Source organism: Actinomycetota bacterium (assembly GCA_040755895.1).
Taxonomy (GTDB): Bacteria; Actinomycetota; Aquicultoria; order Subteraquimicrobiales; family Subteraquimicrobiaceae; genus Subteraquimicrobium.
In genome coordinates this window covers 16,190-39,666 of the sequence record JBFMAG010000028.1, presented here as the reverse complement: position 1 = coordinate 39,666, position 23,477 = coordinate 16,190, and the positions used below count along the sequence as shown (strand labels likewise).

At 46.9% G+C, this 23,477-nt stretch carries 24 protein-coding genes and 1 pseudogene; 24 read left to right on the top strand and 1 reads right to left on the bottom strand.

Annotated elements, in window-relative coordinates; genetic code table 11:
* The first annotated feature begins 174 nt into the window (after positions 1–174).
* The 8 genes and pseudogenes from dnaX (at position 175) to AB1466_01350 (ending at position 6,765) form a co-directional block, all read left to right on the top strand.
* Positions 175–1,941 carry a DNA polymerase III subunit gamma/tau gene (gene dnaX / locus AB1466_01385; GenBank protein ID MEW6188755.1) on the top strand — a complete coding sequence of 589 codons (1,767 nt, stop codon included), beginning with the start codon at positions 175–177 and terminating at the stop codon, positions 1,939–1,941.
* Between the two features lie 14 nt (positions 1,942–1,955).
* Complete coding sequence (locus AB1466_01380) at positions 1,956–2,270, top strand: YbaB/EbfC family nucleoid-associated protein (GenBank protein ID MEW6188754.1); 315 nt, start codon at positions 1,956–1,958, stop codon at positions 2,268–2,270.
* Between the two features lie 93 nt (positions 2,271–2,363).
* A complete protein-coding gene (recR, locus tag AB1466_01375; GenBank protein ID MEW6188753.1) occupies positions 2,364–2,960 on the top strand; it encodes a recombination mediator RecR in 597 nt (198 codons plus the stop codon).
* 389 nt (positions 2,961–3,349) lie between these two features.
* Positions 3,350–3,922, top strand: a complete 573-nt coding sequence (locus tag AB1466_01370) for a 2-oxoacid:acceptor oxidoreductase family protein (GenBank protein MEW6188752.1) — start codon at positions 3,350–3,352, stop codon at positions 3,920–3,922.
* Positions 3,919–4,209 carry a 4Fe-4S binding protein gene (locus AB1466_01365; GenBank protein MEW6188751.1) on the top strand — a complete coding sequence of 97 codons (291 nt, stop codon included), beginning with the start codon at positions 3,919–3,921 and terminating at the stop codon, positions 4,207–4,209. Before AB1466_01370 ends, AB1466_01365 begins: the two co-directional genes overlap by 4 nt.
* Positions 4,202–5,410 carry a pyruvate ferredoxin oxidoreductase gene (gene porA / locus AB1466_01360; GenBank protein MEW6188750.1) on the top strand — a complete coding sequence of 403 codons (1,209 nt, stop codon included), beginning with the start codon at positions 4,202–4,204 and terminating at the stop codon, positions 5,408–5,410. The genes AB1466_01365 and porA overlap by 8 nt, the downstream gene beginning before the upstream one ends.
* A pseudogene (locus tag AB1466_01355) lies at positions 5,407–5,823 on the top strand (thiamine pyrophosphate-dependent enzyme). Before porA ends, AB1466_01355 begins: the two are co-directional and overlap by 4 nt.
* Positions 5,818–6,765 (top strand): pyruvate ferredoxin oxidoreductase, encoded by a 948-nt coding sequence (locus AB1466_01350; GenBank protein MEW6188749.1) that lies wholly within the window; start codon positions 5,818–5,820, stop codon positions 6,763–6,765. Before AB1466_01355 ends, AB1466_01350 begins: the two are co-directional and overlap by 6 nt.
* Positions 6,766–6,897: 132 nt before the next feature.
* On the opposite strand, the gene larC is transcribed toward AB1466_01350, so the two are convergent.
* Complete coding sequence (gene larC / locus AB1466_01345; GenBank protein MEW6188748.1) at positions 6,898–7,011, bottom strand: nickel insertion protein; 114 nt, start codon at positions 7,009–7,011, stop codon at positions 6,898–6,900.
* A gap of 566 nt (positions 7,012–7,577) precedes the next feature.
* Here larC and AB1466_01340 point away from each other — a divergent pair.
* The 16 genes from AB1466_01340 to AB1466_01265 all read left to right on the top strand — a co-directional run bounded on the left by AB1466_01340 (position 7,578) and on the right by AB1466_01265 (position 23,368).
* Complete coding sequence (locus AB1466_01340; GenBank protein ID MEW6188747.1) at positions 7,578–7,769, top strand: hypothetical protein; 192 nt, start codon at positions 7,578–7,580, stop codon at positions 7,767–7,769.
* On the top strand, positions 7,747–8,211 hold the full coding sequence (locus AB1466_01335) for a hypothetical protein (protein MEW6188746.1): 465 nt from the start codon (positions 7,747–7,749) through the stop codon (positions 8,209–8,211). Before AB1466_01340 ends, AB1466_01335 begins: the two co-directional genes overlap by 23 nt.
* A gap of 80 nt (positions 8,212–8,291) precedes the next feature.
* On the top strand, positions 8,292–9,539 hold the full coding sequence (locus tag AB1466_01330; GenBank protein ID MEW6188745.1) for a hypothetical protein: 1,248 nt from the start codon (positions 8,292–8,294) through the stop codon (positions 9,537–9,539).
* A gap of 54 nt (positions 9,540–9,593) precedes the next feature.
* On the top strand, positions 9,594–11,132 hold the full coding sequence (locus tag AB1466_01325) for an S-layer homology domain-containing protein (protein MEW6188744.1): 1,539 nt from the start codon (positions 9,594–9,596) through the stop codon (positions 11,130–11,132).
* Between the two features lie 69 nt (positions 11,133–11,201).
* Positions 11,202–11,324, top strand: coding sequence for a hypothetical protein (locus AB1466_01320; GenBank protein ID MEW6188743.1), 123 nt, complete (start codon positions 11,202–11,204; stop codon positions 11,322–11,324).
* A 56-nt stretch (positions 11,325–11,380) separates the two neighbouring features.
* A complete protein-coding gene (locus AB1466_01315) occupies positions 11,381–11,614 on the top strand; it encodes a hypothetical protein (GenBank protein ID MEW6188742.1) in 234 nt (77 codons plus the stop codon).
* 341 nt (positions 11,615–11,955) lie between these two features.
* Positions 11,956–13,200, top strand: coding sequence for an aspartate kinase (locus AB1466_01310; protein MEW6188741.1), 1,245 nt, complete (start codon positions 11,956–11,958; stop codon positions 13,198–13,200).
* A complete protein-coding gene (locus AB1466_01305; GenBank protein ID MEW6188740.1) occupies positions 13,187–14,191 on the top strand; it encodes an aspartate-semialdehyde dehydrogenase in 1,005 nt (334 codons plus the stop codon). The genes AB1466_01310 and AB1466_01305 overlap by 14 nt, the downstream gene beginning before the upstream one ends.
* 250 nt (positions 14,192–14,441) lie before the next feature.
* A complete protein-coding gene (locus AB1466_01300; GenBank protein MEW6188739.1) occupies positions 14,442–16,721 on the top strand; it encodes a DEAD/DEAH box helicase in 2,280 nt (759 codons plus the stop codon).
* Positions 16,722–16,833: 112 nt separating this feature from the next.
* Positions 16,834–17,295: a TIGR00725 family protein gene (locus AB1466_01295; GenBank protein ID MEW6188738.1), complete on the top strand. Its 462-nt coding sequence runs from the start codon at positions 16,834–16,836 to the stop codon at positions 17,293–17,295.
* A gap of 126 nt (positions 17,296–17,421) precedes the next feature.
* Complete coding sequence (locus tag AB1466_01290; GenBank protein MEW6188737.1) at positions 17,422–17,886, top strand: YbaK/EbsC family protein; 465 nt, start codon at positions 17,422–17,424, stop codon at positions 17,884–17,886.
* 84 nt (positions 17,887–17,970) lie between these two features.
* Complete coding sequence (locus AB1466_01285; GenBank protein MEW6188736.1) at positions 17,971–19,731, top strand: diguanylate cyclase; 1,761 nt, start codon at positions 17,971–17,973, stop codon at positions 19,729–19,731.
* A gap of 30 nt (positions 19,732–19,761) precedes the next feature.
* Positions 19,762–20,817 carry an AmmeMemoRadiSam system radical SAM enzyme gene (gene amrS / locus AB1466_01280; protein ID MEW6188735.1) on the top strand — a complete coding sequence of 352 codons (1,056 nt, stop codon included), beginning with the start codon at positions 19,762–19,764 and terminating at the stop codon, positions 20,815–20,817.
* A gap of 39 nt (positions 20,818–20,856) precedes the next feature.
* On the top strand, positions 20,857–21,303 hold the full coding sequence (locus tag AB1466_01275; GenBank protein MEW6188734.1) for an NUDIX hydrolase: 447 nt from the start codon (positions 20,857–20,859) through the stop codon (positions 21,301–21,303).
* A gap of 129 nt (positions 21,304–21,432) precedes the next feature.
* Positions 21,433–22,332, top strand: a complete 900-nt coding sequence (locus AB1466_01270) for a Clp1/GlmU family protein (GenBank protein MEW6188733.1) — start codon at positions 21,433–21,435, stop codon at positions 22,330–22,332.
* 178 nt (positions 22,333–22,510) lie between these two features.
* Positions 22,511–23,368, top strand: coding sequence for a sulfite exporter TauE/SafE family protein (locus AB1466_01265; protein MEW6188732.1), 858 nt, complete (start codon positions 22,511–22,513; stop codon positions 23,366–23,368).
* Positions 23,369–23,477 lie beyond the last annotated feature (109 nt).

Genomic DNA, 23,477 nt, shown 5'->3' with positions numbered 1-23,477 from the left:
CGTTAAAATTCAAGGAATCGAAGGGGTGAAGCGCACGCTGACTTGTGTCGTGACAGTTTTCTAAATTTACTCGGGGAATAAAACTTTTTCAAAAATTCAAGAAAGCGCCCATCCAAGGCTTTCTTTGTTATAATGAGAAAGAGCATTCCGCTCACCCCCCATGAGGTGAGATGATTGGCTTATATATCACTTTACCGAAAATGGCGCCCCCAAACTTTTGAGGAAGTAGTAGGCCAAGTGCATATCACGCGCACCCTTGCCAATGCTATCCAACAAAATCGAGTTGCCCACGCTTACCTATTTTGTGGACCAAGGGGGACGGGCAAGACCACCGTAGCCAAAATCGTTGCCAAGGCTGTTAACTGCGCTGAAGGTCCCACTCCAACCCCCTGTAATAACTGTCATATTTGCGAGCAAATAACCAATGGTTCCTGTGTGGATGTTCTTGAAATAGATGCGGCTTCAAATCGAGGGATCGATGAAATTCGGAGCTTAAGGGAAAAGGTCCATTTTTCACCAACGGAGGGTCGAAAAAAGGTATATATCGTAGATGAGGTTCATATGCTCACCCCGGAGGCATTCAATGCCCTCCTAAAAACACTCGAAGAGCCTCCCTCGCACGTGATATTTATTCTAGCCACCACCGAACCCCATAAGGTTCTTCCCACGATTCTCTCTCGGTGTCAGAGATTTGATTTCAGGCGCATCTTGGTTTCTGATATGGTCAAGCACCTTCGTCGAATCGCCGATGAAGAGAAGATAAAGATCGATGAAGCAGCCTTACCTTTAATCGCCAAGCAAGCTCAAGGATCCTTAAGGGATGCCATAGGAACTCTTGATCAACTTTCCTCCTTTAGCGGGAAGAGTGTAAAAATAGATGATGTGACCACACTTTTGGGACTAATCGATTTAGACCTTCTATTTGAAATTACGGATATCATATCCAGACGAGATATTACGGATGCCCTTTTCTTTGTGGATAGGCTGCTGGAGAGCGGGAGAGACATCAGGCAGTTTACAAAGGAACTCACGGAGCATTTTCGAGACCTTTTCTTGATTCAAAATGCCGACGACCCCGATGAGATCATAAATACCACACCCGAGGCCTTCGCCAGAATGCAGGTCCAAGTGCATCACTTTCAGCCCTTTGAAGTAGTAAGATTCATGGAGATATTGTCCGAAGCTCATAACGAAATGCGGTGGAACCCTGACGCCCGATTGCTCTTGGAGATGGCGCTGGTGAAAATGATAAAACTTGATGTCGATCTGTCCCTGAACGGTTTGCTTTATAGAATTGAGGAACTTGAGAAAGCGGTCTCCAGCAGGGAACGAGTTGAAAAGAGAACTTCAGAGAGGCCGGATTCAAAACCCGACCATGATATGGCGCAAAGGATACAAGAAGCAAAATTAGAAGCGGCTGAGCGCAAGGCACCGGTTGTGAGTAGCGATGACATAGCGACCCCGGTACAAGAGGGAAAAACCGGAAACGAGAAACCTGCGACCGGTGGCAGGAAGGTGGACATAGAGAGGGTGAAAAGAGCTTGGCCGGTAATTTTGGAGCGGGTCAAAAAGAAAAAAATTCCAACCTACGCTTTACTTTTGGAATGTAAGCCATCCAAAGTTGAGGGTAAAGCAATAATCTTAGAGTTCAATGAGGGGGCGAATTTCCATAAAAATGAAGTGGAAAAACCCCCTAACTTAGCAATTGTGCAGCAATCACTGAAGGAAATCCTGGAGGTCGATGTTGAGATTCTCTGTGTGTTAGAGGAGAAAAAGGAGAGGGTCTCCATCGTTCAGGACGAAATCGCTCAAAAGGATTCCTTGATGGAGGACTTACAGGATGATTCGGATGTGGAAGAACCCTCCGAATCCTCGATAGTGAAATTGGTTCAGGACAGTTTCGATGCCGAGATCATAGATGAATTTAAAGAAACACAGTGAAAAGAGGTGCCAAGGTGAAGGGAAATTATGGTAGGATGCTCAAGCAAATTCAGAAAATGCGGGAGGAAATTGCCAAGATACAAGAGGAGTTGGCAAAGGAAAGGCTGGAAGTAAGCGCTGGTGGCGGGATGGTCACTGCAGTGGTCAATGGTCAGCAAGAGATTCTGGGAATAAGGATAAATCCGGCTGCAGTGGATCCCAATGATGTTGAAATACTGGAGGAAATGATATTGGCTGCAGTCAACCAAGCCCTCCGCCAATCTCGGGATTTAGCGACGGAGAAAATGAGTCGGTTAACCGGGGGACTGAGCATCCCTGGACTCTTCTAATCTATCAGGGATAAGGGATGAGTCTAAAGGGATGAGGGGAAAGGATTTCCCTCTAGACTTCTCCCTCCTTCCTGATCCACAAAGGTGGGATTCATGTACTATGTTACGCCCGTGGCAAATTTAATCGAAGAGCTGTCTAAGCTTCCGGGGATCGGACCAAAATCGGCTCAAAGACTCGCCTTTTATATGCTCAAGGCACCTCCTGCGGATGTGAAAAAGCTCGCTGAAGCCATACTCAAGGTAAAGGAAAAGATAAAATTTTGCAAAATTTGTTTCAATGTCACGGACGAAGAGATCTGCCAATATTGTCGAGATACTGAGCGAGACCGTTCAATTATCTGTGTGGTCGAAGAGCCAAGAGACATCGTAGCGTTGGAAAAAACGGGGGAGTTTAAAGGACTCTATCATGTACTACAGGGGGCGATCTCTCCCATTGAGGGCATCAGTCCCGAGGATATAAAGATTGGAGAACTTCTCAAGCGGCTAAAGGGTCAGGAGGTAAAGGAGGTAGTCATCGCCACCAATCCTAACATCGAGGGCGAGGCTACAGCCATGTATCTCGCAAAATTAATTAAACCCTTGGGAGTGAAAGTAACCCGAATAGCCAGTGGGCTGCCCGTGGGAGGAGATCTGGAATACGCCGACGAGGTCACCTTGGGTAAAGCCCTCGAAGGAAGAAGGGAAATGTAGGGACTTCGGATATTTTTGAGTTCAAACCACTGGCTGGCTCAAACCAACCGCTCACACAATCTTAAATGCTTTTTTGTGTTATTGGGTATATTTTTTTATTTAGTCTGGATGTACCACAAATTTTGGCAAATTACATTGAGGACATAGTTTTCAAATATTCTTTATTGGAATATATTGTCAGTTAAGTTAGTCAGCTGAATCGTTCTCAAAATGCTTGAGAATTTGAAAATATGCTGGTCAGCCAGATTTCAAACATTTTAATTTTAGATTGTCATTTTGCACTTTCATTTTGGATTTTGAATTTGAGACTTAATTGAGATTTATGTTTAGCCTATACTTTTTATTGAGTCTGGCGATTTCAGAGAATTTATCTTTGGAGGTGATAGGATGTGGAGAGACTTGTGGAGATAAGGTGGCATGGGAGGGGAGGTCAGGGAGCGGTTACCGCAGCCAAATTTCTAGCCGAAGCTGCTTTAGCCGAAGGAAGATACGTCCAGGCTTTCCCCGAATATGGACCTGAGAGGATGGGAGCACCCATTCAGGCTTTCACTCGTCTCTCTTCGGACCCCATCCGCATTTACTGCGGCATAGAAAATCCGAAAGTCGTGGTTGTTTTAGATCCCACCCTTCTCGATGTCATTGACGTTGCTCAAGGATTGCCCAAAGATGGCGTCCTCATAGTGAACACGCCTGAACCACCTTCCAAGATCGAGGAAAGACTCGGTTTAGAAAAAGCGAAAGTTTACACCGTCGATGCCTCCACCATCGCTCATGAGGAATTGGGAAGACCCATCCCGAACACCCCTATGATCGGTGCTCTCATCAAGGCTACCAAAGTTCTGGATCTCGGGAGCACAACCGAGCATTTCCAGGAGGTATTCGCGGATAAGTTCTCGCCGAAAGTCATCGAGGGGAACGTTAGAGCCATTCGGCGAGCTTTTGAGGAGGTGAAGAGCGAATGAAAGAATGGCGCGCGGAGAAGTTGATGCCCGGTGCGCTAATCCCCTTTGGCGGAACGGCTCGATGGTATAGAACGGGGAGTTGGCGTTCGGAGCACCCGGTGTGGAATGAGGAGACCTGCAAGCAATGTCTCGTTTGCTGGATTTACTGTCCCGATGGAGCGATCAAGGTTAAGGAGGGGAAGGTGATTGGGATAGACTATGATTATTGCAAGGGTTGTGGGATTTGCGCGGTTGAATGCTCACCAGAGGCCATAAAGATGGCAGAAGGCGGTGAGCCAGATGGCTAAAATCACTGGGAAGATTGTGGCCATCACCGGAAATGCAGCCGTTGCTCAAGGGATGAGGCAGATAAATCCCGACGTCGTGGCGGCTTATCCCATTACACCTCAGACTGATATCGCCGAGGAGTTTGCCACTTTCGTGGCTGATGGATTGGTGGATACGGAGTATATTGCGGTTGAAAGTGAGCATTCGGCTATGAGCGCTTGCGTGGGAGCCGCGGCTGCGGGAGCCAGGGTCATGACGGCCACTTCATCTCAAGGCTTGGCTTTGATGTGGGAAATCCTTTACGTCGCCTCTGGTATGAGATTCCCCATAATCATGACCAATGTCAACCGTTGCTTGAGCGCTCCCATCAATATCCATTGCGACCACTCAGACAGCATGGGAGCCAGGGATTCCAGCTGGATTCAGATCTATTCTGAAAGCGCTCAGGAGGCATACGACAATATAATTCAAGCCGTTCGAATCGGTGAGGATGAGAAAGTGCGCCTCCCGGTCATGGTGAATATGGATGGGTTCATCGTCAGCCACAGCATTGAGCGCGTTGAACTTCTCGAAGACGAGAGTGTGAAAAACTTCGTTGGGGAGTACAAACCATCTTTCTCCTTACTCGATGTCGAGCATCCCGTAACCTTTGGACCCTTTGATGGTCTCGGCGGTTTTTATTTCGAGCATAAGCTAGCTCAAATCGAGGCCATGGAGCGCTCTAAGGAGGTCATTTTGAGGGTTGGCAGGGAATTTAGGACCCTTTCTGGCAGGGAATATGGATTCTTTGAGAAGTATAGGTTGGATGATGCCGAGGTCGCAGTGATTGCCTTGAATTCGGCGGCGGGAACAAGCAAGCACACCGTGGACATGATGAGAAAAGAAGGTCATCCAGTTGGTGTTCTTAAGTTGCGTGTCTTCAGGCCCTTTCCCGCCCGGGAACTCTGTGAGGCTTTGCAGCATCTCAAGGCTGTAGCGGTGCTGGATCGAGCGACCTCACCCGGTGCGGCTGGTCCTCTCTTTGGTGAAGTGAAAGCGGCCCTTTATGATCTGGAAAAACGACCGCTAGTGGTCAATTTCATCTATGGTTTGGGTGGCAGAGAGTTTAAACCGGAGCACGCGAGGCGTGCCTTTGAAGCTCTTCTTGAGATATCCAAGAGAGGAAAGGTGGAGAAGCCCCTTGATTACCTGGGGCTCAAAGAAGTGGAGGTGGTCGCATGAGCATCAAGGAATTGTCCTTTAGGGAGGAGAGATTTACCTCTGGACATAGGCTTTGCGCTGGCTGTGGAGCCACGATCATCGTCAGGCAGGTCCTTATGGCCACCGACAAACCCGTGGTCGTCTGCTGTCCCACGGGTTGCCTTGAAGTTTCCACGACGATCTATCCCTCAACCGCCTGGGAAGTTCCCTATATCCACAATGCATTCGAGAACGCCGCCGCGACTTTAAGTGGTGTGGAGTCGGCTTATAGGGTCCTGATGAGGAGGGGGAAAATGGATAGAAGAGATATAAGATTCGTTGCTTTCGGTGGAGATGGTGGCACCTATGACATCGGTCTCCAAGCCCTCTCCGGAGTTTTTGAAAGAGGACACCGAATGGTCTATGTCTGCTATGACAATCAAGCGTATATGAATTGTCTGAGCACCTCTTGTTTAATAATGACTGAAAATGGGCTTAAGAAAATAACCGAGGTAAAAGAGGGAGATAAAATATATGCCTTCGACCAAAAGACTCATCAGTTAGTTTTGAGAAGATGCACTGGTGTATTTGATAACGGAATAAGAGAGGTTTATGGAGTTGAAACCTTACACCATTCAATAAAAGCAACCGCAAATCATCCTTTTTTAGTTTTAAAAAGAAATGGTAGAGGTAGAAGAGATAGCTTTGTCTGGAAAACATTGGCAGAAATCAAGGTCGGAGATGAAGTCGTCGTTTTAAAAAATTTAGAAAATAAATATTTTGACACTGAAAAAATAAAAAATATAAGATTAGCAGGATGTGAGCCTACTTTAGATTTAAGAGTAGAGGACGAGCATAATTTCATTGCTGACGGAATTGTAGTCCACAATACGGGTATACAGCGCTCAAGTGCCACACCCTTGGGAGCATGGACGACAACTTCTCCTGTGGGCAAGGTGATACCGGGCAAGACGCAGAACCGGAAGGATCTGACGGCCTGTGTAGCCGCACACAACATTCCCTATGTGGCGCAGGCTTCCCCCAGTCACTGGCGGGATTTAGTCACCAAGGCTGAGAAGGCTTTCAATGCCGAAGGACCCGCTTTTTTGAATATCTTGGCTCCCTGCCCTCGAGGCTGGCGATATCCCACGAATCAAACGATAAGGATGGCTAGACTCGCCGTGGAAACCTGCTTCTGGCCACTCTATGAAGTAGAAAATGGCAACTGGAGGTTGACGCATAAACCTAAGGAGAAGAAACCTCTCGTGGAATGGCTCAAACCCCAAGGCAGATTCAAACATTTATTTAAACCAGAGAATCGGCACGTCATGGAGGAATTTCAAGCTAAGGTTGACGAAGATTGGAATAACTTGCTGAAGAGATGCCAAATTGAATGACCACCTTCCCCGGTCTTTCTATTCCAGGTCAGCTTCGCGAGGAATCATTAAAGATCAAGGTAAAGGGATTTTACTCTTCAAACACGCACGATACTTTTCTTGAGCTTGAATGCATACTTTAGTGTGGCGATGTCAATTTTTCCACTTTTTCGCCTTTATTTCATAATCTTTGAGCGGAAGCTTCTCGAGTTCGGTTCGGAGCACCTCGATGGGAAGCCCGGCATCTAAAAGTGCACCCAAGACCATGTCGCCATATTCCCGAAAAGCAATCAAAATAAGCTATTTTCATTTAAGCATCTCTGTTTAGCCCCATCTTACCAGCATTTTCCTCAAGTTTACCACCACAGAAAAAATTTTGAAATTTTCCCCATCTTCACCGGTGTTATTTTTCTATGGTAAGTTATGTTTAGGGTGGTGCATATGAGAAAGTTTCATCGAATTTTGGGAATATTGCTCATCCTCTTCTTTGTTTTCCCCATCTTTACTGGGTGTAAAGGCACTTTGGAAAAAGAGGGGGTGGGAGAGAAGTAAAACCTCAAAAGCCAGACAGGAAATACTATAAGCTTGGTCCAAGAGATGAGTACGGGAATAGGGCTTGGGTACCCAAAGAGCTTGAGGGTATTACCATTTGGAAAAAGAAAAAGGGTAAAGTCCTAACACCAAAAGATAAATACTTCGATGAGCTGAGACAGGCCTGTGAGGAGGTTTTCCTCTCAGTTGGTGGACCTATTAAGAGACCTTTTAATTATTCGATTTACTACATCCAGGCCGGTCTTGAAGTTGTAGTTCTTGAATATAAGGAGCAATTCTATGTGGAAAGATCAGGTGTTGATTGGATCTCAGAAGGGGATAAGAGACCTTTCTTTGTGCTCCCAAAAGAAAATGGAGTTGAAATACTTCATTTGTTAAGGGGTGGGTTTGTGATTCGTAAAGATATTTCAAAAATCAGAGAGATCGTCAAAAAATTTGGGAGGAGGATCCATGATGAGAACAAGAAAGATTAAGAATCTCGTGGTATTACTTCTGGTCTTTTTGCTTGTTACTGGGTACAGTTTTCCAGCTTATGCTGAGATGAGTTTTTCCGCTCTTTACGTAGATGACTATGTAAAATTGAAAGATCTTAATCGTGACGATGCTCTGGTAGTTGATGATTGGTTCTTTATCAACCTGGGATGGATTCGGGATCAGCTTGAGGATGCTCAAGCCTGGGACTTCTACACCACTGGTAGGTATAGCGATTTTATCTACTATACCGGTCACGGTTATGCTCCCCCCTATCCACCCGATCCTTCCTATCCCGTTGATCCCGACGAGCCATCCGCCGGTCCCACCATAAATACCTGGGAAGCAGCACTATGTCTTAAATATTGGGGTGTTAGCACTGAACCAACCACTCAAAAGAGGGATGTTGGATCAAAGATGATACATCCAATGCCGACTCCCTAAAGTGGAGATACGGCTTTGTTACCTCCAGTTTAACGAGCAAGCTCTATGGGTATGATACTCCCGGTTACCCCGATCGGGATGTGGAATGGCTTTATTTTGCGGCTTGTGATGCATTAAGGCGAAATGGCTGGCGGTATGCCTTCAATAGAGGGCTTAATCTCATTCTTGGATATCGCGATTTGAGCACAGAGGATAGAGACGAGAATATAACTGACCAATTCTTTAAATACGTTACGGGAAGCATTGAACCCCCGGCGGATACCCTGTGGTCATCATTCATCAAAGCAAATCACGATAAAGGACTTGCAGGTTACGAGAAGGAGGGCTGGGCCATCGATGGCTACCTGAACCACCGCTATGATTGGTTGCATGGCTTCAATCCTCCACCGGGTTACACAAATTATACAGGTGAAGAATATTCCGATGAGAATGCCATTTACCAGTGGAATGAAAGCAATTACCTGGGGACTCCCTTCCATCTAACGAGAGCCCCTAAACCCTTCTGGCATCGCCTTTGGCTCGCCCTGAAGAATCTCTTCGGTGGAGGTAGGGCTCATGCCCAAGCTCCTCTTTCCTTGGCTCAAGGGAAGGTGCTGGTGGAAACACCTTTGAGCGAAGAGAAACCCCTGGTTGCTTCGGTTTCCATTGAGAAAGAGGAGGTGCAAGCGGAAGAATTGGCACAAAGATTGCTTCAGGGAATTCTTGAAAGAAAAGAATTTAAGGGAATAGAAAGCTTTACCGATGGGGAAAACGGTATCTCCTTCTATCCCACCGGTGCCTTCACTTACGGCAATGAAAGCCTGGAAACCATCCCCACAAAGATGAGTGAAGAAGAAGCCAGAAAAAAGGCGGAAGAGTTCATCCAAAAGACGGGTGGTCTCAAAGAAGGTTACTCCCTCTCAAAAGTCTCAACCATCAATCAACAGAGACTCTCCACGGGAGAAAGCGATATCATCGCCTGGTGCTTTGAATACAGACCAAAGATTGAGGGGATTCCCATTGTTGGTCCCGGTGGTCCTCAAATAGATATCATTGTGAGTGACAATGGCATATTTCATTGTTTGTCCTATACCCCCTCTTTCCAAGAGGGTGCTTCAAATAGAATCCTCTCACCAAAGGAAGCGGTGGAGAAGGCTGCTTCAAAGATAGCGGATAATTTCAAACCTCGTCTTCCCGTAACCATAGAAGAAGTCGAATTCGCCTATCATTCTCCCTTGTTTGACGAAGAAGGTACCGATCTTAAGCCCGTTTGGTGTCTGCAAACCGATAAAGGAGAAGTCTACGTGGATGCTATCTCTGGAGAAGTTCTTACAGGTCCTTTGAAGTAAAAATTTGCAATCACTTAACGAGGTTAAATGAGTATTTTAGACGGGGGAAAGCAAATGCGCTACTTAAGTCATCTAAAAAGAACAAATTATAAGAGCATGGTAGCAAAGCTTATGGTGCTCATCTTAATGGGTTTTACCATTTTCTCCACTACCCCGGAGGTTCTTGCCCAAGATGGTTCCATCTCGGGTAGGATAACGGATGAAGCCGGCAATCCACTGGCTGGTATAATCGTTCAGGCCACCGCTACTTGGTTGGGGGGAGAACCTCCTGAAGAACCTCCTGAGGTAGGTCCCGTTTCTTTAACGGATGAAAATGGTCACTACAGAATCGCTGGTCTTCCATCCGGAGAATACTGGGTCTCAACTTGGAATGACCAAGGTTATATGGATGAATACTACAACGACAAGCTCACACCCTTGACCGCCGATACCGTCGTGGTCAATGCTTCTCAGGAGACCACGGGCATAAACTTTGTCCTATCAGTTGGGGGCAAAATCACAGGTAGGGTAACGGATGAAGCCGGCAATCCACTGGCAAACATCAAAGTAATTACGAATAAATATGGATGGCAGGCTAGTATTTCAACTTTAACGGATGAGAATGGATATTATGCTCTCATTGGTCTTCCCTCATGGGAATTCTACGAGGTCTACACCTCAAATGATCAGGGTCACATAGATGAGTGGTATGATAACAAATTGAAGTGGGGAACCGCAGATACTATCGCCGTCACCGCACCCAATGAGACTCCGAACATAAACTTTGCCCTCACCAAAGGGGGCACCATCTCCGGCAGGGTGACCGACATCAATGGTCAACCCCTGGAGAACATATATATCTGTGCCCAAATTGATGGCGACCGTAAGTGGGAAACAACGGATGAGAATGGAAATTATACAATCATTGGTCTCAGAAGCGGAAGTTACAGGGTTTTCACCTATAACAATTTGGATTTCATCGATGTCTTTTACAACGATAAACCCAATGAGGAAACCGCGGACATCGTCGCCGTCACCGCTCCCAATGAGACCCCAAATATCGACTTCACTCTTAAACCTGTACCAAATTTTTCTGATGTCCCCAGGGATTTCTGGGCATATGGTGAGATAGAATACCTCGCCAGTAAGGGAGTGGTCTCCGGCTACGATGATGGACTCTTTCGCCCGGGCGATCCCATCTTCAGATCACAGTTTGTCAAGATGCTCGTGAATTCCCTGGGAATTCCGTTGAATACCGAGTACAGGGGATACTTCACCGACGTTCCACAAGATCATTGGGCGTGGCAATACATAGAGACGGCAAAGGATCAAGGGATAGTGCAGGGCTACGGTGACGAACGATTCGGTCCAGAGGATTGCGCCACTAGGGCTCAGCTTGCGACCATGCTCGTGAGAGGTTTGGGCATTTCAATGAATACAATTTACATAGGATACTTCACAGATGTCCCACAGGCTCACTGGGCGTGGCAATACATAGAGACGGCCAAGGATCAAGGCATAGTGCAGGGCTATGGTGATAAGAGCTTCAGACCAGAACAACTTGTGAGAAGAGACCAGACAGCGGTGATGATCCACAGAGCGTCGCTGAGGTAAAAAATTACAATGTGCTAAATTAAGATTCAAGAGAGGACTAAATTCATTGAGATTTACCTCCCGACAAGGGTGGAGAGGACATCCAAAGAGGGGAAAATCTCCCGGAGAAAGATCATCCTCCGCCCCAGAGATAAATACTTCGATGAATTAAGGGAAGAAGGCGAAAAGGTAATTTTAGCCTACACCACGTAGCAAAGTGTGTCGCAGGACCCAATTTTGTAGAAAGTGCTTACCAGAAGGGTTGTACCGTGGTGGTTTTTAACTATGAAAAACCCATAAAACTGGTGAGATATCCCAATGAGAAGAGGGCTGTAGGCTATTTTCAGCAAGCCATTTTCATACCCGAAGGTCCTTCAGTCACGCCGGCTTCCAAAAAAGTTTTTTACCTAAGACGCGCTCCTGATAAAGAGTCTGGTTGCTTGGCGACAGCTAGAGATTTAAGTTTCATGCTAAAAATCGTAGAAAATCTCTTCTACCAATAAATTGAGGGTTGACAAGGACTTTCCCCTAAATCTTTTCTGCTTTACAATCACGACCCGTCTTCCTTGTGATATATGGCTTTGGGGGTAACTTCCTTGATGGCTTGATAAGCTACTTCATCGGTTCTGGTGCCAGGAGTATGCAGGATATTCCATAGAGTCTCAATCCCTATGCCTGCCGTGAAGACATCTTTTCAGATATGTTGATCCCAAAGGAGAATGCGCATTCGCGGTTTGAGTTGTAAGTATTTCTACATGGGAGCTAGTCAAATTTTTAGCAGGCAATTCTGTTTCTTGCTTAACTGCCCTCCGATTGCTAAAATAGCTGTGAGCTTAATGGAGGGATGAAGTTGGGCATCATCGTGCAAAAATACGGTGGGACTTCGGTTGCCGATACTGAATGTCTTAAAAATGTAGCCAGTCGCATAGTTGAGACAAAGGAGCGGGGAAATGCGGTTGTGGTTGTGGTATCCGCTTTGGGTGGAACCACGGACGAACTCCTGAAAATGGCTCATGAGATTACTCCCACCCCTCCCGAGCGAGAATTGGACATGCTCTTGGCCACGGGGGAACAAGTCTCCATCGCCCTTTTAAGCATGGCCATTAACGCCCTGGGATACGATGCTATCTCATTCACCGGTCCCCAGGTTGGGATCCTCACGGATACGACTCACACCAAAGCCAAGATAATGGACATAAGAACCGAACGCATCCTCGATGAAATAAAAAAGGGAAGGATCGTCATCGTCGCAGGCTTTCAGGGTGTCACCGTGGATCAAGATATCACGACCTTGGGAAGGGGCGGATCGGATACCACAGCCGTAGCTTTGGCCGCCAAGCTCAAGGCGGATGTGTGTGAGATTTACACGGACGTGGAAGGTGTGTACACAGCCGACCCCCGGTTGGTGCCCGATGCCCGAAAGCTCCCCGTTATCTCATACGAGGAGATGCTCGAACTGGCGGCGAGTGGTGCTACAGTGCTTCAGCTTCGGGCGGTTGAGTATGGGAGAAATCACGGTGTTCTAATCCATGTTCGATCCAGCTTTTCGGATAAAGCGGGAACTTTGGTAAAGGAGGTAGACCAAATGATGGAGAGGGCTATAATCAGTGGAGTCGCTTATGACATCGGAGAAGCCAAAGTCACCATCCGAGATGTCCCCGACAGACCCGGAATCGCCGCCAAGATCTTCAAAACTTTGGCGGATGCCAATATCAATGTGGATATGATCATTCAAAATGTGAGCGAAAAGGGGTTCACCGATATTTCCTTCACCGTTGTCAAGGAGGATTTAAGGAGAGTTGGGCGGGCATTGGAATCCATAGTCAAGAAACTCAAGGCCCGAGGTCCTTATTACGACGAAAATATTGCCAAGGTTTCCCTGGTGGGAGCAGGAATGAAGACTCACCCCGGAGTAGCCGCCGATATGTTCAGCGCTCTTGCTGAGGAAAATATCAATATTCAAATGATCAGCACTTCTTCCATCAAGATATCCTGCGTGGTCGATGCCAAGGAGGTTGAGAGAGCGGTGAAGACCGTCCATAGGAAATTCAATCTCGGTAAGGAGGCAGTAATTTGTGAAGGAGTATAACGTTGCCATAGTGGGGGCAACGGGTGCCGTCGGTGAGGAAATGCGAAATATCTTGGAAGAGAGAAATTTTCCCGTTGCCAATCTGAGATTGCTTGCCTCCGAAAGATCCGTCGGTCGGAGGCTTACCTTTAGGAGAACGGGGGTAGCCGTTGAGCAACTTTCTCCCGATTCCTTCAAAGATGTGGATGTCGCCCTATTTTCCGCTGGAGCTTCCATAAGTGAGGAATTCGCCCCTCTTGCTGTGAAGGCGGGAGCTATAGTCATCGATAATAGCAGCGCTTTTCGCATGAAAGAGGATGTTCCCTTGGTGGTTCCCGAGGTTAATCCGGAAGCCTTAAAGGATCATAAGGGCGTCATCGCCAATCCGAATTGTTCAACCATCCAGATGGTTGTGGTCTTAAAACCTCTTCACGATCGAGCAAAAATAAGAAGAATCGTGGTTTCCACCTATCAAGCGGTCTCCGGTACGGGGAGGAAAGCCGTTCAAGAGCTCTTGGATCAAGCGAAGGCATATCTTGCCGGGGAGGAGATTATTTCGGGGGTTTATCCCCATCAGATAGTCTTCAATCTCCTGCCACACATCGATGTATTCCTGGAAAATGGCTACACCAAGGAAGAAATGAAGATGGTCGATGAGACCCGGAAGATATTTGGCGAACCCGAGATGAAAATCACCGCAACGTGTGTTCGTGTGCCCGTCTTCGTCGCCCATTCGGAGGCGGTAAACATCGAAACCGAAAGGAAGATTTCAGCCTCTGAAGCCCGTCGAATCCTTGAGAATGCACCCGGAGTGGTGGTCATCGACGATCCGGAGAACTTGGCTTACCCCATGCCCATCTTCGCTGCGGGGAAGGACGCATGCTATGTGGGTCGAATTCGAGAGGATGAATCCGTAAGATGCGGGCTTAATCTGTGGATCGTCTCTGATAATCTGCGGAAGGGAGCCGCTCTTAACGCCGTGCAGATAGCTGAACTTTTGATAAAGCAATAGCGGCGTTTCAGGATTTGCCTAAAGCAAGTTGTAAATAGGGCACGAGGTCGGTGGGGAATAGGCTTCACCGGGTTACCCATGGGCACCCTGGAACCTCTGATTAAGCTGACCCCTTCGCCTGCTAGCGAAACTCTTCAAGAGCGACCTTAAGAGCGACCCTAAAAGGGTCACCACGATTTTCTTCATTGACCATTTTACCTCACGGCTTTAAGCTATAAATCGGGAGCGATCTTTTCCCTCGAGGGCAAAAATGGATATCCTTGAATTCATCGAGGCTTTAAAAAGGGACGAGAACTACCGGGGACAAATCGTTTACTTGAAAAGAATTCCACCCAGGAAAGCGACCTTTGGTGTTCTTAAACAATCCCTCCACGAGATTTTGGAAGAGAGTTTGCGCAAACTTGGGATAATCAAGCTCTATCGTCATCAAGTACAGGCCATCGATCTCGTGAGACAAGGGAAAAACGTGACCATAGTCACGGGGACGGCTAGCGGCAAGAGCTTATGCTATAACATCCCAGTGCTCGAAGCGATCTTGAAGAACCGGAGGAACACCGCTCTTTATCTTTTCCCCACAAAGGCACTGGCTCAGGATCAATTAAGGATCCTTCGCCAGTTTAAATTGCAGGGTCAGATTCCCGCCACTTACGATGGTGATACGCCCATCGATGAAAGAGCCCGAATAAGAAGCAACGCAAATATAGTCCTCACCAATCCGGATATGCTTCACTACGGAATCTTGCCTCACCACAGAATGTGGGCGAATTTCTTCCTCAATTTAAAATATGTGGTCATCGATGAAGTCCATGCTCTAAGGGGGGTTTTTGGTTCCAACGTGGCCAATATCATTCGGCGTTTAAGAAGAGTTTGTGCCCATTATGGTTCAAAGCCGCAGTTCATTTTATCTTCAGCCACGGTGGCAAATCCCAAGGAATTGGCGGAAAATCTCACTGGTGTCGAGGTTGAGGTCGTGGACAGGGATTGTTCCCCTTGCGGTGAAAAATTCTTCTTATTCTGGAATCCCCCGTACTTGGATCAGAGCAAGGAAAGGCGAAAGAGTTCCAACTCCGAAGCAACTTACCTCTTCGTCCAACTGGCGAAAAAAGCCATCAAAAACATCACCTTCAGCAAATCTCGACGCACGGCGGAGTTGGTGTTCAAATATGCCAGGGATGAGCTCAAAGATAGTCCGGATGTTTTATCCAGGACGAGCTCCTATAGAGCCGGTTACCTCGCTCCGGAGCGACGCGCGATAGAACAACGGCTATTTTCGGGGGAGCTTTTAGGAGTGAGTTCAACCAATGCCTTAGAGTTGGGCATCGATATTGGGACACTGGATGCCTGTGTGATCAACGGTTTCCCTGGAACCATTGCCTCCACCTGGCAGCAAGCGGGGAGAGCCGGGCGGAAGCAAGATGCCTCCCTAGCCATTTTGGTTGCTCAAGATGATCCCCTGGATCAATACTATATGAGATATCCCGGTGCTTTTTTTGGTAGGAGCCATGAACAGGCGATCATCGATTTTGAAAATCCCTATATTCTTTCCAAGCATTTGCTCTGTGCCGCCTATGAGATACCCTTATCCTCTGAAGATGAGGAATACTTCGGGAAATTCTTCTTGAGCATGGTGAAATCGTTAGCGGAGGAAGGTGAGTTGTTGGAGAGGAAATCCAAGTGGTTCTGGATGAAACGTGAATTCCCCGCTCAATTCGTGAATATTCGCTCAGCTTCCCAGGATACTTACTCCATCGTTGAGATGGAATCGGGAACTCTCCTGGGAACGATAGATTCGGCAATGGCCTTCATCTACATCCATCCGGGGGCGATATATCTACATCAGGGCGATTCCTATCTTGTTGTGGAGCTCGACCTGGACGAAAAGGTTGCCTTCGTCAAACCCACCTATGGTGATTATTATACGCAGCCCCGGGAAGAGACAACCCTCAGGGTCCTCAGCGAAATCAGAAGAAAGGACTTCAGTTTCACCCCTGTTTCCTTCGGGGAGGTCGATGTGACCAGTCACATAATCGCCTACCAAAAAAGGAGGATTTTTACGGGCGAAATACTGGGGGTGGAGGAGTTGGACCTACCCCCTCAAAGGTTTAAAACCGAGGCCTTCTGGTTTACGATACCCAACAAAGTTGCGGATGAGCTAAAGCTGGATAATCCACAGTTGGCTGGTGGGATTCATGCCATCGAGCATGCTTCAATCGCTTTGCTTCCCGTGTATGCCATGTGTGATAGATGGGATATCGGAGGAGTCTCCACCCCGCTTCATTTTCACACGGGGATGCCCACAATCTTCATTTATGATGGATTCGAAGGTGGGGTCGGCATCGCCGCCAGGGGATATGAACTTTGTGAGAAACTCCTGAAGGCCACATTGGTCTCCATCAAGGAATGCGAGTGTAGGGAGGGCTGTCCATCCTGCATTCAATCCCCAAAATGTGGGAATTGGAACGAACCACTCGATAAGCAAGCGGCCATCAAGATTTTAGATAAACTCTTGGGCCGAAGGGAGAAGGTCTAAGGGATAAAAAGCTCGATTTTCGATGAGCGATCAGCGATGAGCGATTTAATTATTATTTCCTCTAACGCTAATCGCTAGTCGAAAGTCGCTAGTCGGAGTAAGAGGAGGAATTATGTATATTAGTGTGATAGGGGCTGGTCAGTGTGACGATAAAATCTACGGGATTGCCTATGAGGTAGGTAAACTCATTGCACAAAGAGGCGCTATTTTGGTTTGCGGCGGCTTAGGTGGGGTCATGGAAGCCGCTTGCAAGGGTGCGAAGAGTGCGGGAGGTCTGACTGTGGGCATTCTTCCCACCGAGGAGAGGCATGCCAACTCCTACGTTGACGTGGCCATTCCAACGGGCATGGGTGAAGCCCGAAATGCTCTTGTCGTTCGAGCCGGACAGGTGGTTATAGCCATCGGCGGTGAGTTCGGCACCCTTTCCGAAATAGGACTGGCTCTCAAGATGGGGAAATCCGTAGTGGGCATCGGAACATGGGAGCTCAAAAAGGAAGGAAAACCGGTGGAGGCCATAATTCTGGCGAAAAATCCCCAGGAAGCTGTGGGGAAAGCCTTCCTTTTAGCCCGTTAATCCCGATTGTCAGTCAAATTCCGAGATGTTATAGTAAATATACTTACCTCCTTTTTGGCTTATTACTGTTTAAAAAGGAGAGTCTTAGGGTAAATTATTTATGATGGGTTTTTAAGGAGGGGCTAAATGAGGACGAGTGTGGATGTGCACAATTATTTGCAATCAAGGGATATACCTCATGAGATCTTTCTATTGAATAGTCCCACCAGAACTGCGGAAAGAGCCGCTGCTCTTTTGGGATTGGATTTATGTGAAATTATTAAAACCGTGATATTTTTCGTGGATAGTGAACCAGTTGCCGTAGTGACGTGCGGGGATAAGAAGGTGAGTTACAAGAAGTTAAAAAAAGTTTTGGGGACTTCCAGAGTTAGATTAGCAAGCCCTGAAGAGGTTGTTGAGCTCACCGGTTACGTTGTGGGAGCCACTCCTCCCTTTTGTTTTGAAAATAAAATTCGAATTTTAATCGATAAAAGCGTGATGGACGTCGAAGTCATGTATACAGGTGGAGGAGAAATAAATGCCATGTTAAAAATGAAATCTCAAGATTTGCAGGGAGTCACTCAGGGCGAGATAGTTGATGTAACGGATTAAGGGTTGATTAGAATCCACCATACTTTTTACTCTATAATAGCGTGTTAAAGGGAGGGGACATTAAAATTCAAGAAGTGAATTGGAATGAGGGTTATCGAAAGTATCGAAGAACGATGTAAAGAATGTTATGGTTGTGTGCGTATCTGCCCCGTGAAGGCCATAAAGGTTAGGGACGGACAAGCAGAAGTCCTTGAGGAGAAATGCATTTATTGCGGTCGATGTATCAATGCTTGTACCCAGGGGGCGAAGCAAGCAAAGACTGAAATAGATTTAGTGAAGGGTTTGCTCTCCTCCCATCAAGTAGTGGCTATTCTTGCCTCGGAGTGTGTAGCTTCATTTTACCCAGCAACTCCCACCCAGGTTGCAGCCGGCTTGGAAAAACTCGGATTCTTCTCCGTGGAAGATACTCTTTTGGGTGAGGAACTCGTCGCCGATGAATATATGAAGCTTTTTAAAGAGCGGGCAGGTGAACCCATAGTCAGATCAACGTGTCCGGCGGTTGTCACATGGTTAGAGAAGTATTATCCTGAATTCTTAGCTTATTTGGCTCCGATCATCTCTCCCGTAATTGCGCAAGGGCGTTTAGTTAAAGAGATGTACGATCCCGGTACGGCCACAGTATACATTGGTCCTTGTGTTGCGGCGAAAGCCGAGGTCAGGGACGACCCTGTGGCCGATGCCATCGATGCTGTGCTTACCTTTGATGAGCTAAGATTGATGTTCAAAGAGGCGGATATCAATTTAGAGTCCCTCCCTCCAGTCAATTTGGATGCCGTTCGCCCCGTACTTTTGAGGATGTTTTCTTTAAGTGGTGGTTTTCCCAGAGAAACCATTGCCAATTACTCTCTTTTGGATAGGGACATTCGGGTGATACGAGGAATTTATGGCATTGAAAAGCTGGCTGATGCCTTCCTTCGCGGTGAGGTAAGACCAAAATTGATCGACGTTCTGGACTGCGATGGGTGTGTGGATGGACCTGCGATGGGAGACAATATGAGCACCTATGCTCGTAAAAACATCATTGAGCAATATTATAAGGAGAAAAGCAAAAGCTCTCCGAGGAAGGTAAACTTCAAGCAAATTCTTCCCAGGCTGCCATGGATTGAAATGCGGCGAGAATTTACCAGCAAGGAGGTAAAACTCCCCTTTCCCACGGAGGAAGAACTCAAGGAGGTATTAGCTACCGCGGAAAAGTGTGATCAGCGGGATGAGCTCGATTGTGGAGCCTGTGGATATGAATCCTGCCGAGAAGAGGCCATCGCCATTTACCAAGGCCTAGCGGAATGGGGAATGTGTTTTCCTTTTCAGCGAAGGCTCTTCTTGAAGGTGGTGGAACAGTTAAGGCAAACCTCCATTACCGATGGTCTGACCGGATTATCCAACCATAAAAATTTCATGGAACGCTTAAAGGTGGAGTTCAAAAGGGCTTTACGTTATGGTTCACCTCTCTCACTTATTATGATCGATGTAGATCTCTTCAAACCCATAAACGACACGTACGGTCACGTGAGAGGGGATGAGGTGCTAAAAATCATGGCACAGATCATAAAGAGGAATATCCGAGAAGCGGACTTGGCTGCTCGCTACGGTGGGGACGAATTTGCATTGATCTTGCCGGAGACCGATAAAACGGAGGCTTTTGCTGTGGCTGAAAAATTGAGAAGAAAAGTGGAAGCTCATGAGTTTATTTTAAATGGCAACCCCAATAGAATCACCATCAGTTTGGGTATCACTCCTCTTACCCCCAATATAAAGGATGTCGCAACTTTCGTTGAGAAAGCGGACAAAGCCATGTATAAAGCGAAAGAAAGTGGACGGAATCGAGCCTATATCGCTCCGGACTAATCCCATGCCTTATAGGTTTAAATTCAAAGGGTGTATGTTTTGAAAGAAGCTTTCCTTTATGAAAAATTAGCAGACAAGAAGGTAAGGTGCAATGTTTGCCCGAGACGATGTGTTATCTCCTTAGGAAAACGCGGTTATTGCGGAACGAGGTTAAATGAGGAGGGCACATTATACACCCTGATCTATGCCAAATGCTCCTCGATCGCGGCGGACCCTGTGGAAAAGAAACCCGTTTTTCATTTTTATCCAGGCAGCCAAGTTCTTTCCTTCGGAACATTGGGTTGCAATTTAAGGTGTAAGCATTGCCAAAATTGGCAAATTGCTCATGCACGTCCAGACGAGAAGGGCTCGGGTCTAACCGAGGTGTCCCCAGAGTACGCTGTGGACTTGGCGAAGAGATATGATTGTCAGGGGCTTGCTTGGACATACAATGAACCAACCATCTGGTTTGAATATACCTTGGATTCGGCCAGATTGTGCAGGGAAAATGGACTTTACACTATTTACGTGACCAATGGTTACATCACTCAGGAAGCTCTGGATATGATTGGCCCCTATCTTGATGTATTTCGGGTGGACATCAAGGGCTTTACCAATGAGCTTTATAAAAAGCTATCCAATGTTCCCGATTTTTCCCCGATCTTGGAAGCCGCAATCCGAGCCAAGAAGAAATGGAACATGCACATTGAAGCGGTAACGAATGTGATTCCCACATACAATGATGATGAAAACCAACTTCGTGGAATTGCCAGATGGATAAAGAATTCCTTGGGAACCAATACCCCGTGGCATGTGACCCGATTCATTCCCTACTTGGAACTCTCTCACCTATACCCCACGCCAACAAAGACATTGAAGAGGGCCAGGGAAATGGGTTTTGAAGAGGGGCTCTCCTTCGTCTACGTGGGAAATGTACCGGGTCATCCGGGTGAGAATACCTATTGCCCCGGTTGTGGGAGACTGGTCATTGAGAGATGGGGCTATAGTATCACAAAGTATCATATTCAAGGTGGGAAATGTCAGTTCTGCGAGACCGATCTCAACATTGTGGGCAGCGAGGTAGCGGAGAGGAAACTCGCTACTTAGTCGCGAGCCACCTGGTCTTAATTTGGACGGAAGAATTCATTGGGATTGACAAAGATGAAAACCAAACGCGCCGTTTCATCGGGTGGGGTTATCTTCCGAAGGGTGGATAAAGAAATTCAAGTCGCCCTTGCTCGAAGGGGTGAGGGCAAAATCTGGTGTCTGCCCAAGGGATTGATTGAAAGAGGAGAAAATCCACAGGAGACGGCGGTCAGAGAGGTGGAGGAGGAAACGGGACTTCGCGGAGAGATCGTGGACAAGATTGGACAGATAGACTACTGGTTTTATTGGAAGCCCGAGGATACTCGGTATCACAAGTTCGTCCATTTCTATCTCATCGAATATAAGAGCGGGAATGTTCAAAATCACGATTATGAGGTCGAAGAGGTCAGATGGTTTCCCATCGATATGGCCATCGATCTCCTTTCATATAAAACCGAGATTCAGATCATGAAAAAGGCAAAGGAGATGCTCTCCAAAATCCGTTAATGCTAAAGCTTTACGTCTTTTTAGCTTTTACCATTTTTAATTTTGGATTGTGATTTTTATTTTTTCACTTTCAATTTTTCATTAATCTCAATGAACAGGAAGCTCGAAGAATGGACTGTGGAGGAGTTGATGGAATATCCGGTTCAGTGGGAAGAAACAATCAGAATATTATCGAATCCCCCTTTCAAGGGGATTATTTTTGTCCTGGGAGGGCCCGATACTGGAAAAACAACATTCTCCCTTGCTTTAGCCGATCGAGCCCTTAAAAGAGGAGCACGAGTGGGGATAGTCGATTCCGATGTGGGTCAATCCACTTTTGGTCCCCCTACAACCATTGGATTGGTCGTTGCCTCAGAGCCGAAGGAAGACCTGAAGGTGCTTAAGCCCGCGAGCCTACACTTTGTCGGGGATAACAGCCCCAGAGGGCATATGCTTGAAACCCTGGTAGGGGCGAAGAGGATGGTGGATAAGGCGCGGGATATGGGGTGCAATCTCATTGTGGTGGATACCAGTGGGTTAATAGCTCATCCCTTCGGAGAAGCCCTAAAGTATCATAAGATTAATTTAACCTCGCCTGACTACATAGTTGCTCTTCAAAGGGGGAAGGAACTTGAACCCATCCTCCGATCGATCTGGACCTTTTCAAGATATCGGATCCATAGATTACCCGTTCCACCAGAAGTTAGGATTTTAAGCAGGGAAGAAAGGATTAGAATTAGGAAGAATGCATACCAGCGCTATTTCGCTAATTCCAAGGTACTGAGTTTACCCTTAAGGAGCTTGGCCCTCTATCCTCCCGGCATTGATTTGGCTGGGGGAATAGAGCTATTCAATCTGGTATTGGGGTTAAAAGATTCCCGTGGTGAGCTTCTGGGGATAGGTATTCTCACCGGCTACGATGCTGAAACGGATATTCTCAAGGTGTTAACACCCGTTATCAATGCTCGTATTTCGGGCTTGGTTTTCGGTTCGATTAGATTGAGAAACTTCGGTCAGGAAATTGGCAGGGTTGCCCCTTGGCAGCTCTAGTGTACCGTAAATCAAGAGTTATGGGTCATCGGTCAATTCTCCCATGACCCTTGTCGTATTTCAGAATCTGCTGCATGATTATCTAAAGAGGGGTGGACGGCGTGCTCAGAGTCGCCTCTTCAGCCCCACCCCTTCAGAAAAATATTCGTGATTTATGGCCCAGCTATAAAGGAAAATTATGAAGGAAATCCTAATAGGTTTTGTTTCTGGTTATCTCTCCGGCCAATTTGGCGTGGGAGGAGGAGTGATCACCACTCCCGCAATACGCTTAATTTTGGGTTATTCCCCTTGGATAGCTCTGGGAACTCCTCTACTGGTAATAATTCCCTCGGCTCTCACTGGAGCTTACATTTATCATCGAAGTAAGCTCGTGGATGGAAGGTTAGCCTCGCAGTTGGCAATTCCGGGTGTCATTGGGGTGTTTCTGGGCTCCGGAATCACCCTCTTATTCCCAGGTCATCTCATTATGCTCATCACGGCCTTGGTGATTTTGCTGTTGGGAATCAAATTTTTAATTCCACAGAAGGCAGGGGGAAGGAACGACCCCTCATGCACAGCAGGTAGGCCTGTCGGCCATCGCTCTGCTCAGGCAGAAGCAGGTCATGCCCACCGGCAGGCAGGCAGGTCTGCTGGAGGGATAGGCAAGCATTTCTTTCGATCAAATAGAAGTACAATTTTGGGAACCGGTTTTGGTTGTGGATTTTTCTCTGGATTTTTAGGCCTGGGAGGAGGATTTTTACTCATCCCAGCGATGATTATCCTTTTTGAAAAGAACGTAAAAGAGGCTTTCGGTACCTCCCTGGTGGTGATCACCGTCTATACCTTACCCGGTTCCATAGCACATTATTTTTTGAAACACGTCGATGTGAAATTAGCACTTCTTCTAATCTCTGGGGTTATCCCTGGAGCATATTTGGGATCAAAAATCACCATTAAATTACGAGAATCCCTGGTGCGATTCTTATTTGGGCTTTTCCTTCTCATTATAGCCCTCTACTTTGCTTACTTTGAGGTTTTAAGTTGGTTTTGGCTGTAAATGCTATGAATGCGGAACCAGGGTATTAAAAAGAGCAGCTATGGTTTATAATAATAAAACCAATGGTATGCGGGTAATAAACTAATAAAGTCGTAGTACACCTAAGTGT

Coding starts and splice junctions, on each gene's coding strand:
- larC (MEW6188748.1), bottom strand. CDS start 7,011: ATGGTCTTGGGTGCACTTTTAGATGCCGGGCTTCCCATCGAGGTGCTC.
- recR (MEW6188753.1), top strand. CDS start 2,364: ATGTACTATGTTACGCCCGTGGCAAATTTAATCGAAGAGCTGTCTAAG.
- AB1466_01335 (MEW6188746.1), top strand. CDS start 7,747: ATGATGAGAACAAGAAAGATTAAGAATCTCGTGGTATTACTTCTGGTC.
- AB1466_01295 (MEW6188738.1), top strand. CDS start 16,834: ATGTATATTAGTGTGATAGGGGCTGGTCAGTGTGACGATAAAATCTAC.
- porA (MEW6188750.1), top strand. CDS start 4,202: ATGGCTAAAATCACTGGGAAGATTGTGGCCATCACCGGAAATGCAGCC.
- AB1466_01365 (MEW6188751.1), top strand. CDS start 3,919: ATGAAAGAATGGCGCGCGGAGAAGTTGATGCCCGGTGCGCTAATCCCC.
- AB1466_01350 (MEW6188749.1), top strand. CDS start 5,818: ATGAATTGTCTGAGCACCTCTTGTTTAATAATGACTGAAAATGGGCTT.
- AB1466_01290 (MEW6188737.1), top strand. CDS start 17,422: ATGAGGACGAGTGTGGATGTGCACAATTATTTGCAATCAAGGGATATA.
- AB1466_01270 (MEW6188733.1), top strand. CDS start 21,433: ATGGAATATCCGGTTCAGTGGGAAGAAACAATCAGAATATTATCGAAT.
- AB1466_01325 (MEW6188744.1), top strand. CDS start 9,594: ATGCGCTACTTAAGTCATCTAAAAAGAACAAATTATAAGAGCATGGTA.
- AB1466_01310 (MEW6188741.1), top strand. CDS start 11,956: ATGAAGTTGGGCATCATCGTGCAAAAATACGGTGGGACTTCGGTTGCC.
- AB1466_01285 (MEW6188736.1), top strand. CDS start 17,971: ATGAGGGTTATCGAAAGTATCGAAGAACGATGTAAAGAATGTTATGGT.
- AB1466_01300 (MEW6188739.1), top strand. CDS start 14,442: ATGGATATCCTTGAATTCATCGAGGCTTTAAAAAGGGACGAGAACTAC.
- AB1466_01265 (MEW6188732.1), top strand. CDS start 22,511: ATGAAGGAAATCCTAATAGGTTTTGTTTCTGGTTATCTCTCCGGCCAA.